This window comes from Pseudarthrobacter sp. 1G09 (assembly GCF_050038305.1).
In the GTDB taxonomy this organism is placed as follows: Bacteria; Actinomycetota; Actinomycetes; order Actinomycetales; family Micrococcaceae; genus Arthrobacter; species Arthrobacter equi.
On record NZ_CP188306.1, the window covers coordinates 1,414,703 to 1,426,681 of the forward strand.

At 67.0% G+C, this 11,979-nt stretch carries 10 protein-coding genes and 1 riboswitch; of the genes, 7 read left to right on the top strand and 3 right to left on the bottom strand.

Features of this window, described 5'->3' with window-relative positions; translation table 11 throughout:
- Nucleotides 1–186 precede the first annotated feature (186 nt).
- Nucleotides 187–981 carry a nitrilase-related carbon-nitrogen hydrolase gene (locus tag ACP3TD_RS06620; protein WP_426766283.1) on the top strand — a complete coding sequence of 265 codons (795 nt, stop codon included), beginning with the start codon at nucleotides 187–189 and terminating at the stop codon, nucleotides 979–981.
- 24 nt (nucleotides 982–1,005) lie between these two features.
- Here the strand turns inward: ACP3TD_RS06620 and ACP3TD_RS06625 are convergent, their stop codons facing one another.
- Nucleotides 1,006–2,673, bottom strand: coding sequence for a PucR family transcriptional regulator (locus ACP3TD_RS06625; protein ID WP_426766284.1), 1,668 nt, complete (start codon nucleotides 2,671–2,673; stop codon nucleotides 1,006–1,008).
- Between the two features lie 105 nt (nucleotides 2,674–2,778).
- Between ACP3TD_RS06625 and ACP3TD_RS06630 the strand changes: the two genes are divergently transcribed.
- A complete protein-coding gene (locus ACP3TD_RS06630; RefSeq protein WP_426766286.1) occupies nucleotides 2,779–4,281 on the top strand; it encodes an amino acid permease in 1,503 nt (500 codons plus the stop codon).
- A gap of 69 nt (nucleotides 4,282–4,350) precedes the next feature.
- Nucleotides 4,351–6,084, top strand: coding sequence for a flavin monoamine oxidase family protein (locus tag ACP3TD_RS06635; protein ID WP_426766288.1), 1,734 nt, complete (start codon nucleotides 4,351–4,353; stop codon nucleotides 6,082–6,084).
- Here the strand turns inward: ACP3TD_RS06635 and ACP3TD_RS06640 are convergent.
- The gene (locus ACP3TD_RS06640; RefSeq protein WP_426766290.1) at nucleotides 6,081–6,599 is read right to left on the bottom strand and encodes a gamma carbonic anhydrase family protein; all 519 of its coding nucleotides are present in this window, start codon (nucleotides 6,597–6,599) and stop codon (nucleotides 6,081–6,083) included. The genes ACP3TD_RS06635 and ACP3TD_RS06640 overlap by 4 nt on opposite strands.
- Before the next feature lie 82 nt (nucleotides 6,600–6,681).
- Nucleotides 6,682–7,542, bottom strand: coding sequence for a formyltetrahydrofolate deformylase (gene purU / locus ACP3TD_RS06645; RefSeq protein ID WP_045730150.1), 861 nt, complete (start codon nucleotides 7,540–7,542; stop codon nucleotides 6,682–6,684).
- A 43-nt stretch (nucleotides 7,543–7,585) separates the two neighbouring features.
- Nucleotides 7,586–7,671: riboswitch (ZMP/ZTP riboswitch) on the top strand.
- Between the two features lie 144 nt (nucleotides 7,672–7,815).
- Between purU and glyA the strand changes: the two genes are divergently transcribed.
- From glyA to ACP3TD_RS06665, 4 genes are all read left to right on the top strand, one after another.
- Entirely contained in the window at nucleotides 7,816–9,114 is a 1,299-nt protein-coding gene (gene glyA / locus ACP3TD_RS06650; protein WP_426766291.1) for a serine hydroxymethyltransferase, read from the top strand.
- 3 nt (nucleotides 9,115–9,117) lie between these two features.
- Nucleotides 9,118–10,020 (top strand): bifunctional methylenetetrahydrofolate dehydrogenase/methenyltetrahydrofolate cyclohydrolase, encoded by a 903-nt coding sequence (locus tag ACP3TD_RS06655; RefSeq protein WP_426766292.1) that lies wholly within the window; start codon nucleotides 9,118–9,120, stop codon nucleotides 10,018–10,020.
- 129 nt (nucleotides 10,021–10,149) lie between these two features.
- Nucleotides 10,150–11,127 (top strand): ABC transporter ATP-binding protein, encoded by a 978-nt coding sequence (locus ACP3TD_RS06660; protein WP_426766293.1) that lies wholly within the window; start codon nucleotides 10,150–10,152, stop codon nucleotides 11,125–11,127.
- The gene (locus tag ACP3TD_RS06665; protein WP_426766295.1) at nucleotides 11,120–11,971 is read left to right on the top strand and encodes an ABC transporter permease; all 852 of its coding nucleotides are present in this window, start codon (nucleotides 11,120–11,122) and stop codon (nucleotides 11,969–11,971) included. The genes ACP3TD_RS06660 and ACP3TD_RS06665 overlap by 8 nt, the downstream gene beginning before the upstream one ends.
- The last annotated feature ends 8 nt before the right edge of the window (nucleotides 11,972–11,979 follow it).

Consider the following 11,979-nt stretch of genomic DNA (forward strand, 5'->3'; position numbering starts at 1 on the left):
CTGCACTCTTGTAGTCAAGAAGTTAACGCATGGGTCATCTTGTGTCTGGGCTGGAGCCGGTAGGTCAATTGGCCCGTCACGCTTTGGCGACGGTGCAGATGGTCCCGCGGGATGGTTCGCGGCGGTGGCTACGCTGGGACAAAGGTTTCCAGTTGGGGCCTGTCCGGAGTAGGGAAGGTGGAAACAGTGCTGCTGGCACTCCTGCAGGCAAATGCCGATGTTCTTGATATTGACGTGAACTGCGCAGTGATTGACAGTGCGGCGCGGGACGCGGCGGCCGCGGGCGCGGCAGTGCTGGTGACCCCTGAGCTCTTTCCGGTGGGCTACGCCCCCCGCCGGGTCCGGGCAGCCTTGGATCCCGCCGAACTGCCTGGCCTCCACCGCCGGCTCGCCGACATCGCCCGCAACCACGGCATCGGGCTTGTCTACAGCTTGCCGCGGATCACGCCGCAGGGGGAGTGGCAGATCAGTGCTACCCTGCTGGACACGGACGGCAGCACGCTGCTTGGCTACGGCAAGGTCCACCTCTTCGGCCCTGACGAACGTGCCGCGTTTACTCCTGCCGCGGAACAGCCCGCCGTCGTAAATTTCCAGGGAATCCCCACCTCCATGGTGATCTGCTACGACGTGGAGTTCCCTGAGGCCGTGCGCGCGGCCGCCGCGGGTGGCGCCGAACTCCTCCTGGTGCCGACCGCCCTGGCGCACGGGTTCGACGACGTTCCGCAGATCCTGGTCAGGGCCCGTGCGCTGGAAAGCCAGCTGGCCATCGCCTACGCAAACCATTCCGGAGTGGAAGACGGCTGCCGTTTCCTCGGCGGAAGCGTCATCGCCGGCCCGGACGGAAAACTGCTGGCCGCAGCAGGGGAGACGCCGGTACTGCTGTACGCCGAACTGGACCCGGACGCGCCCCGCCGTGAGCGGGCCGGCGTGCCCTACCTGGCGGAGCGCCGCCCCGACCTGTACCGCAGCTGGGCCACCTGACCGGTCGGCGGCGCCCTTGAGTTCTTAGGTGCCAGACGGGCTGACGGAGTCCACGAACTGGAGCGCGATCCACAGCTCGGCCCGGACGGAGGCCTGGCTGAAATCCGTGTCCAGCAGTGCGGCCAGTGCATTGACCTGGCGCCGGACACTGTTGCGGTGCAGGCCCAGGTCCTTCGCGGTTGCGTCCCAGTTACCGTTCGCTCCCAACCAGGAGCGCAGCAGCCCCAGCTGGCTGTCCCTGCGTTCCGGATCCAATGCCATGACCGGTGCCAGCAGCCGGCTGGCAAGCATGCTGCCGGCTCCGCCGCCGAGCAGTCCGGCAACAGTCCACGCCTGCTCCTCTTCCCGCACCGTCCGGCCGGTGGCGATGACGCGGGGGCGCAGGGCACTTGCGTTACGGTACGCGGACGGGAGGCCGGGGAGCTCGGCTGTTCCGCCAACCACCAGGCCCCAGCCCAGCCGCTCCACCTCGGCCACCAGTTGGTCATCCACCTTCAGCCGGGTGATGGCAGCGAAGCCATAGTCGGTAAGTTCCACCAGCTTCGTGTCGAAAAGCCTCCGCCACTGGAGCAGCTCCCGGACCGGCCCGTCCGCCACCGCGCCCTCCAGCCGGACGCCCTGGACCACCCTGAGGGGGCCGGTCCGGGTACCCGAGACGCTTTGGGCCAGCAGGTCCCGGACACTGTTCAGCTGCCGGGTGCTGCCGCCGGCGAGGCTCTCGGGGTGCAGCAACACCGCCGTAGCCAGCTGGCTGGGCGCCAGTGAACCGCTGGTCCGCTGCCGGACAAGAAGCTCCAACAGTCCCACCACGGAGGAAACCACGCTGTTTTGCGCAGGCGTAAGCGCTTTGGCGGTGCCCAGGACCAGCCCGCCGAGGGTAGCGTCCTTGCTGCTGCGCAGCGGGTGGCCCACAGCCAGCACCTGGCCATGCCCGGGCAGCGCCTCGGTTTCAACGCGGGGTCCACTGCCGGCGAGCAGCTTTTTGACCAAGGGCTGCATGGTGGAAAGTTCGACGACGGCTCCTGCCTTGGCGCGGACCTTTCCGTCCGGCCCGAACAGGGCTGCCCATACGGGGACCTTTTGCGCCAGGGCCGCCAGCAGTTCGTGCTCCGGGCGCGCCGAGAGGACGGCCCGCATGAGGTGGCGGTTCGTTTCGGCCAACTGGCGGAACGCCTGGGCGCTGCCCGATTCCAGGAGCTTGGAGAACTCCAGTCCAAGCGCAGCAAAGGGGATGCTGGCCGGGACTTCCACCAGCGTCAGGCCGCGGCGCCGGCACGCGGCGGCTACCTCGTCGGGTACGGCATCGTAGTACGGCTCCAGCCCGAATCCGAGGGCAGCCACACCCGCAGCCACCAACCGGGCAACGTACTCATCAGCCAGCGCCGGATCCACCGTTCCCGGCACCGGTGGGCGGGAGGAGTCCCCGCGCTCCTGGCCGCCGTGCCCGCTGCCCGTCCCCGCCTGCAGGAAAGGCAGCCCCGCTGTGAGGACGAACTCGCCGTCCAGGAGGTACGGGGTGGGATCCCCGAGCTCACTGGGCTCCACCCAGCGGAGGGGTGCACCGCCGTTGCCGGCATCGTGGAGCACCGTGACACCGGCGGGCAGTTTTCCGAGGAACCGGCCCAGGGTTACCGCGTCCTGCTCTGGAGCGGAGTGGGACGTCTCACTGGAAATTGGTGCAATATGTCTCATGGGCTTTCACTATAGGTCACTTTGCACCCCATTGAGATGCCGCTCACACCCCTACGCTGGGGTGGGGAATCCAACCATCCACCGACCCATGAACGGACGTCAACGATGACTGTGCCCACACTTCCAGGCCAGGTGACCGACCGCGCGGCCGCCCGCCCCTCGCTCGGCACGCAGCTGCTCCGCCGCAAGCCCCTCGCACTGATGGCGGCTGAAGCGGACGCCGGCACCGGCGGACCCCGGCTGGTGCGGAGCTTCGGCGTGCTGCAACTGACCATGATCTCCGTGGGCGCCACCCTGGGTACCGGCATCCTGGTGATCCTGGGCGAGTCCGTTCCCCTGGCCGGTCCGGCAATCTGGATCTCGTTTGCGATTGCGGGCCTCGCCGCCCTGCTGTCCGCCGTCTCCTACGCGGAAATGGCCGGGCTGGTGCCGGTTGCGGGCTCCAGCTACTCGTACACCTACGCCACCATGGGCGAAGGCATGGCGTGGATCTGCGGCTGGTGCCTGGTCCTCGAATATGCGGTCTCCGTGGCCGCCGTCGCTGTGGGCGCCGGACAGTACGTCAACGAGGCGCTGGCTGTCTTCGGGGCAGTCCTTCCGGACGCCCTCTCGCAGCCCCCGGGCGACGGCGGCATGGTCAACGTTCCGGCCGTGGTGATCGTCCTCCTCGCCACGGTCCTGCTGGTCCGCGGCGCAAAGGAAAGTGCCTGGATCAACACCGCCATCGTGGCGGTCAAGGTTGGCATCCTGCTCTTCTTCTGTGCGGTGGCCTTCACCGCCTTCAACGCCGGCAACTTCGATCCCCTCCTGCCCATGGGTGCTGCAGGCGTCTCCGCGGCAGCTTCCCGGGTGTTCTTCTCCTACATAGGCTTTGACGCCGCTTCCACTGCCGGTGAGGAAGCACGCAATCCCAAGCGGGACCTGCCCCGGGCCATCATGCTCTCCATGCTCATCGTCACCTCCATCTACGTCCTGGTTGCCGTGGCAGCCATCGGCGCCCGGCCGTGGGGATGGTTCGACGGCACGGAGGCGGCCCTGGTGAAGATCCTCGAAGAAACCACCGGGCAACCCTGGATCGCCCTGGTCTTCGCCGTCGGAGCCGTGCTTGCCATCGCCAGCATCGTCCTGACGGTCCTCTACGGCCAGACCCGGATCCTGCTCTCGATGTCACGCGACGGCCTGGTGCCACAGGTCTTCAGCCGCGTCTCCCGCCGGACCGGGACCCCCGCTGCCGGGACCCTGATCATCGGCACCGCCGTCGCGCTCACCGCCGGCCTGGTGCCCCTCGGCGCCCTGGCCGACGCCACCAGCATCGGCACCCTGTTCGCCTTCGCCCTGGTAAACGTGGCGGTCATCTACCTCCGCCGTGCCCGTCCCGAGCTTGAACGTACTTTCCGGGTGCCGTTCTTCCCCGTGACCCCGATCCTCGGTGCCATCATGTGCATCTACCTGATGGCCAACCTTGGCGCCGACACGTGGATCACCTTTGGGGTCTGGATGCTCGTGGGGGTGGCTGCCTACTTCGGCTATGGCCGCCGGAACTCCAAAGTGGCGGCCCTCGGCGGCAGTGAACACCTGGACGTGCCAGCCGTGAACCACCAGTCCTGAACCACTCCTCCCGGCGAGAACCCGGACACATTCCAACCAGCACGCAGCAACCCCGAAGGCAGATATCCAATGACCACCGCTACCGAGCTTCCCGCCTCCGATCCGTCCAGCACCTCAACGCTGGCGGAAGACGCTCCCCGGCATCCGGAGGAGCAGGCGGCGCCCGTCACCATGCTCAACCCGGACTTCCCGTTCAGCTATGACCACTACCTGGCCCACCCCGGCGGCCTGGGCTCGGTTCCGGATGAACTGCTGGGCACCGAAGTCGCCGTCATCGGGGCCGGGCTTTCCGGCCTGGTCACCGCCTACGAGCTGATGAAGCTGGGGCTGCGGCCGGTGGTTTACGAAGCGGACCAGATCGGCGGCAGGCTGCGCACCGCGGCCTTCCCGGCGGCGCCGGGCGTCGTGGCGGATTTGGGTGGCATGCGCTTCCCCGTCTCCGGCAAGGCTTTCTACCACTACGTGGACCTGCTCGGGCTGGAAACCCAGGACTTCCCCAACCCGCTGGCCGACGCAACATCCAGCACGGTGATCGAACTCGCCGGCAAGAAGCACTACGCGGAAAAGCCGGGCGACCTGCCGCCGTTCTTCCGCGAAGTGGCAGACGCCTGGAAGGCAGCCGTCAACGACGGTGCGAAGTTCGGTGAGATGCAGGATGCCATCCGCCGGCGTGACACCGCCCGGATCAAGGAACTCTGGAACGAACTGCTCCCGCTGATGGACGAACAGACGTTCTACGGCTTCATCGCCGCCAGCGACTCGTTTAAGGCGGCAGGTTTCGCGCACCGTGAGGCTTTCGGCCAGGTGGGCTTCGGCACCGGCGGCTGGGACACCGACTTTCCCAACTCCATCCTGGAAATCCTGCGCGTGGTCTACACGGACGCGGACGACCAGCACCGCTTCATCCGCGGAGGAGCGCAACGGCTGCCCGAGGCACTCTGGCAGCACGCGCCGTCGGACCTGGTGCACTGGCCTGCCGGCACGTCCCTGGCGTCACTGCACTCAGGGTCGCCCCGCGGCGCCGTGGGAAAGATCAGCCGGGACCCGGACGGCAACCTTCGGGTCCGCGAGAGGTGGGGCCGGGAGGCCAGCTACCCGGCCGTGGTGACCACGTGCCAGTCGTGGCTGCTGTCCACCCGGATCCATACCGAGGAGGCGCTGTTCCCGGCGGAACTGTGGACTGCCATCGAACGCTCCCATTACATGCAGTCCTCCAAGACCTTCGTCATGGTGGACCGGCCATTCTGGAAGGACATCGACCCGGAAACGGGGAACGAGGTCCTCTCCATGACGCTGACGGACCGGCTGAACCGGGCCACGTACCTGCTGGACAACGGCCCGGACCAGCCCGCCGTCATCCTGCTCTCGTACACCTGGAACGACGACGCGCTGAAGTGGCTTGCCCTCGACGCGGATGAGCGGGTGGAGCTGATGCTGCACTCCCTGGAGCAGATCTACCCGGGCGTGGACATCGCGGGCCACATCGTGGGCCAGCCCATCACCGTCTCCTGGGAGGCCGACCCCAACTTCATGGGCGCCTTCAAGGCGAACCTCCCGGGCCAGTACCGGTACCAGCAGCGGCTGTTTACGCACTTCAAGCAGGACACGCTGCCCGAATCACAGCGCGGCATCTTCCTGGCCGGCGACGACGTCTCCTTCACCGCGGGCTGGGCCGAGGGCGCCGTCACCACCGGCCTGAACGCGGTGTGGGGTGTCATCAACCACCTGGGCGGGTCGTCGGCCCTGGGCAATCCCGGTCCGGGAGACCTGCTGGATGAACTGGGTCCGATCAGCCTCGACTAGTGGTGGAGCTCGCGGTGTTTCGCCGCGAGCTCCACGTACCGCGACGCGTTGGCGCGGACGCCGTCGAACTCTACTTCGGTCAGTTCCCGGCGCACCTTGGCGGGAACCCCGGCCACGAGCGAGCGGGGCGGAACCACTGTTCCTTCCAGCACCACCGCGCCGGCCGCCACCAGCGAACCGGTGCCGATCACCGCGCCGTTCAGGACGGTGGCGCCCATCCCGATGAGGCAGTCGTCCTCCACGGTGCAGCCATGCACGACGGCGGCGTGCCCCACGCTGACCCGTTCCCCCACCGTGCAGGGGAAGCCTGGGTCGGCGTGCAGCACTACGTTGTCCTGCAGGTTGCTGCCGGCACCCACCGTAATGGCGGCGGTATCCGCGCGGACCGAGACGCCGTAGAACGCGCTGGAGTCCTTGGCGAGGGTGGCGTTGCCGATGATGGACGCCGACGGGGCAATGAACGCTGATTCGTGAACGGCGGGGGAGTGACCGCCGAAAGGGTATAGGGGAGCCATGGCTTCACCCTAAGCCACCCCTCCACCCAACTGAGTAGCAATAGATGCCGTTTTGGGGCCTCAAAACGGCATCTGCTGCTACTTAGTTGAAGACCACGGTCCGGTTGCCGTCCAGCAGGACCCGGTGCTCCGCGTGCCACTGCACGGCCTGGACCAGGGTGCGGCCCTCGACGTCGCGGCCCATCTGCACAAACTGCTCGGGAGTCCGGGCGTGGTCCACCCGGATGACTTCCTGCTCGATGATGGGGCCCTCATCCAGGGCAGCGGTGACGTAATGGGCTGTGGCGCCGATAAGTTTCACGCCGCGGGCGTGGGCCTGGTGGTAGGGCTTGGCACCCTTGAAGGACGGCAGGAAAGAGTGGTGGATGTTGATGGCCTTGCCGGTGAGATCGGTGCAGAGCTCATCAGAAAGGATCTGCATGTAGCGGGCCAGGACGGTCAGCTCAATATCGTGCTCGGCAATCAGGGCGCGCAGCTTGTCCTCGGCCTGCTCCTTCGTGTCCTTCGTCACCGGGATGTAGTGGAACGGGACGCCGTAGAACTCGGCCAGCCCGGCCAGGTCCCGGTGGTTGGAAACAATGGCGGGAATCTCGATGGGCAGCGTGCCGGAGCGCTGCTGGAACAGCAAGTCGTTGAGGCAGTGGGCTGAGGTGCTGGCCATGATCAGTGTTCGGACCTTGTCGCCCACGGTATTGAGGCTCCACTGCATGGAGAAGGCCGCTGCCACCGGTTCCAGGGCTGCCCGCAGTTCGGACGCAGGAGCCGCGGTGGTGACCTCCACCCGCATGAAGAAGTTGCCAGTGGCCGGGCTGCCGTACTGCTGCGAATCCATGATGTTGCTTCCCGCGACCAGCAGTGCGCCGGCCACTGCGTGGACGATTCCTGGGCGGTCCGGGCAGGACAGGGTCAGTACATAGGCTTGGTTCAGCTGGTCTTCATTCACGCGTAATAGCCTACCCGCGCGGCGGGTACCGGTTTTGGTAGGCTGGGAGCGTCGCAACTGGCGTTGGGTGGCTAACCACCAGGGAGCGGCAATCACGAAGACCACGGATCGTACGCCTGGGCCGAGGGTCATGTTTTGCCGGATTTGGGCTGCTGCGCCAGCGCAGCAGCACCTTGCCGGGCGCTTTCACGCCCTGTCATCAAGGCGGTGCGGGAGTGCGCCAGCCGGTAGCCTGACCTTAGCAGTGCCCGTTTCCCTAGCCAGGAGTTTTTCGTGACTACTACAGCCACCTCAACCACAGCAGTGAGCAACCAGCCGCTGGCCGAGCTCGACCCCGAGATCGCGGCAGTCCTGGACCAGGAGCTTGGCCGCCAGCGCGGCACCCTGGAAATGATTGCCTCCGAGAACTTTGCCCCCCGCGCCGTCATGGAGGCCCAAGGCTCCGTCCTGACCAACAAGTACGCCGAGGGCTACCCGGGCCGGCGCTACTACGGCGGCTGCGAATACGTCGACGTCGCAGAGCAGCTGGCCATCGACCGGGTCAAGGCCCTGTTCGGCGCCGAGTACGCCAACGTCCAGCCCCACTCCGGTGCGCAGGCCAACGCCGCCGCGCTGTCCGCCATGATCACTCCGGGTGACAAGATCCTGGGCCTGTCCCTGGCCCACGGCGGCCACCTCACTCACGGCATGAAGCTGAACTTCTCCGGCAAGCTCTACAACGTGGCTGCCTACCAGGTGGAGGAAGACAACTTCCGCATTGATATGGACAAGCTCCGCGAGCAGGCCATCGCCGAGAAGCCGCAGGTCATCATCGCCGGCTGGTCCGCCTACCCGCGCCACCTCGACTTCGCAGCGTTCCGCTCCATCGCCGATGAAGTGGGCGCGCTCCTCTGGACGGATATGGCACACTTTGCCGGCCTGGTGGCAGCAGGCCTGCACCCCAGCCCGGTGCCGCACTCCGACGTCGTCACCTCCACCGTGCACAAGACCCTCGCCGGTCCCCGCTCGGGTGTGATCCTGGCCAAGGAACAGTGGGCCAAGAAGCTGAACTCCAACGTCTTCCCGGGCCAGCAGGGCGGCCCGCTCATGCACGTCATCGCAGCGAAGGCCGTGGCCTTCAAGATTGCCGGTACCCAGGAATTCAAGGAGCGCCAGGAGCGCGTCCTTGAAGGCGCCAAGATCATCGCCGACCGCCTGAACCAGTCGGACGTCGCCGAAGCCGGCGTCTCCGTCCTCACCGGCGGCACCGATGTGCACCTGGTCCTCGTTGACCTGCGCAACTCCCAGCTGGACGGCCAGCAGGCCGAGGACCTCCTGCATTCCGTGGGCATCACCGTCAACCGCAACGCGGTACCGTTCGATCCCCGCCCGCCGATGGTCACCTCCGGCCTCCGCATCGGTACGCCTGCACTGGCTACCCGCGGCTTCGGTGCCGCCGAGTTCACCGAGGTCGCCGAGATCATCGCCACCGCCCTCAAGGCAGGCACCGGCGCCGACGTCGAAGCCCTCCAGTCCCGTGTGGACAAGCTGGCCGCCGACTTCCCGCTCTACCCCCAGCACGAGCAGTGGTAACCAATGACTGAAACCACCACCGCACAGATCCTGGACGGCAAGGCCACCGCCGCTGCCATCAAGGCCGAGCTGACCGAACGCGTGGCCGCACTCAAGGCCAAGGGCGTCACCCCCGGCATCGCCACTGTGCTTGTAGGCGCCGACCCCGCCTCGCAGCTGTACGTCTCCATGAAGCACAAGCAGTCCGTGCAGATCGGGATGAACTCGATCCAGCGCGAGCTGCCGGCTGACGCCACCCAGGCCGACGTCGAGGCCCTCATTGATGAACTCAATGCGGACCCTGACTGCCACGGGTACATCGTGCAGTTGCCGTTGCCCAAGCACCTGGACACCGACGCCATCCTGGAGCGGATCGACCCCGCGAAGGACGCCGACGGGCTCCACCCGACCAACCTCGGCCGCCTGGTGCTCAACGTCAACGGGGAGATCACCACTCCGCTGCCGTGCACGCCCCGCGGCGTCATCGAGCTGCTGGAACGCAACGGTTACAGCCTTTCCGGAAAGCACGTGGTGGTGGTTGGCCGCGGCGTCACGATCGGCCGGTCCATCGGACTGCTGCTCACCAGGCGGGCTGTCAACGCCACGGTGACGCTGACGCACACCGGCACCAAGAACCTGTCGGAGCTGCTCAAGCAGGCGGACGTCATTGTGGGCGCCGCCGGCGTCAAGCACATCGTCAAGGCCGCGGACGTTAAGCCGGGCGCTGCCCTGCTGGACGTCGGCGTTACCCGGGAAACCGATCCGGAGACCGGCAAGCGCCGCGTCCACGGCGACATCGAACCCGCCGCCGCAGAGGTGGCCGGCTGGATCTCGCCGAACCCTGGCGGCGTGGGTCCCATGACGGTGGCCCTGCTGATGACCAACGTGGTCGAAGCCGCGGAACGCTCGGTCGAATCGGCCGGCTAGCCACCGGGAACGAGCGCACGACGGCGGCGCGGAACTTTTCAAGCGAAAGGTTCCGCGCCGCCGTTGCCCGTTAACCCCAAACTGCAAGTGCCCTTCCACATCCCCGGTACCTCAACTAATGTGCGGAGGGTGCACAACGATGCTTTCCTGCTGTCCGGCACCCGGTCCGGCAGCCCGCCGTCGCGCCCCATCGTCATCGCAGCCGACAACCTGACCAAGAAGTACGGCGACCTCGCGGCCGTCAACGGTATTTCCTTCTCCGTGCCCGCGGGGGAGTCCTTCGGGCTCCTCGGCCCCAACGGCGCCGGAAAATCGACCGCAATGAAGATGATCGGCGGGGTCACCCGGCGCACCTCGGGCACCCTGGACATCATGGGCCTGGACCCGGACACGCACGGCCCGGAGGTGCGCGCGCACCTGGGCGTGGTCCCGCAGCAGGACAACCTGGACGAGGAACTGAGGGTCCGGGACAACCTCCTGGTCTATGGCCGCTACTTCGGCCTGCCCATGAGCTACCTGAAACCCAAGGCAGACGAGCTGCTGGAGTTCGCCCAGCTGACGGACAAGGCAAAATCCAAGGTGGATGCCCTCTCCGGCGGCATGAAGCGCCGGCTCACCATCGCCCGGTCCCTGATTAACGAACCGCGGATCCTGCTGCTGGACGAACCCACCACCGGACTGGACCCGCAGGCCCGGCACATCCTCTGGGACCGCCTGTTCCGGCTCAAGGAACAGGGCGTCACCCTGATCCTCACCACCCACTACATGGACGAGGCCGAGCAGCTGTGCGACAGGCTGATCGTGGTGGACAAGGGGCGGATCATGGCTGAAGGGTCGCCGGCTCGGCTGATCCGCGAGCATTCCACACGGGAGGTAGTGGAGCTGCGCTTCGGCTCCGAACGGAACACCACCATCGCGGCGGAGCTGGACGGCATCGGCGAACGCCTCGAGGTGCTGCCGGACCGGGTACTGATTTACGCGGACGACGGCGAATCAGCCCTTGAGCAGGTTGCTTACCGCGGCCTGCGGCCGCTGACCTCGCTGGTCCGGCGGTCCTCGCTGGAGGACGTTTTCCTCCGGCTCACCGGACGGAGCCTCGTTGACTGACGCACGCGGTGTGCGACCGCATGCCCTGCAGGCCCACGCCCCCGAAGTCGCCGCCGCGAGGGCGCGGCGCTGGGGAGCCTTCTACTACGCGGAGCAGGTGCTGCGCGTGATGAAGGGCTACAGCTGGTCCATCGTGATGTACAGCGTAGGCCAGCCCGTGGCCTACCTGTTCGCCATGGGGGTGGGACTGGCCACGCTGGTGGACGGGCAGGGCGGCGCAGCCTTCGGCGGCGTCAGCTACCTTGCGTTCATCGCCCCGGCACTCCTGGTGTCCGCCGGCGTGATGACCGCAGCCAACGAATTCACCTTCCCGGTGATGGACGGCTTTAAGTGGCGCCGCACCTACTACGGCCCGCACGCTTCGCCACTGACCCCCGGACAGATTGCGGCCGGCCACATCATGGCCGTCACGCTGCGCCTGCTGCTGCAGTCCGCCATCTACTTCCTTGCCGTGGCACTGTTCGGCGCCTCGCCGTCGGGCTGGGGCTGGGCCGGGATCCTTGTGGCCACCCTGACAGGGCTTTCATTCGGACTGCCGCTGATGGCTTACTCCGCCTCCATCACCGAGGACAAGGGCCAGTTCGCCCTGGTGATGCGGTTCATCGTGATGCCGCTGTTCCTGTTCTCGGGAACCTTCTTTCCCCTGGACACCCTTCCGCTGGCCGTGCGCTGGATTGGCTGGATATCGCCCATCTGGCACGGCACCGAACTGGGACGGGTCCTCAGCTACGGCTACCAGGAGCCGCCGCTGCTGACGCTCCTGCACCTCGCCGTCCTCCTTGGCCTGGCGGCGCTGGGCTGGACACTGACCCGCCGCCGCTTCGCCCTGAGGATGGGCCAGTGAGCACCCGC

Bases quoted from the DNA above. Each gene is read 5' to 3' on its own strand.
- ACP3TD_RS06625 (WP_426766284.1), bottom strand. From the start codon at position 2,673: ATGAGACATATTGCACCAATTTCCAGTGAGACGTCCCACTCCGCTCCA.
- ACP3TD_RS06640 (WP_426766290.1), bottom strand. From the start codon at position 6,599: ATGGCTCCCCTATACCCTTTCGGCGGTCACTCCCCCGCCGTTCACGAA.
- ACP3TD_RS06635 (WP_426766288.1), top strand. From the start codon at position 4,351: ATGACCACCGCTACCGAGCTTCCCGCCTCCGATCCGTCCAGCACCTCA.
- ACP3TD_RS06655 (WP_426766292.1), top strand. From the start codon at position 9,118: ATGACTGAAACCACCACCGCACAGATCCTGGACGGCAAGGCCACCGCC.
- ACP3TD_RS06630 (WP_426766286.1), top strand. From the start codon at position 2,779: ATGACTGTGCCCACACTTCCAGGCCAGGTGACCGACCGCGCGGCCGCC.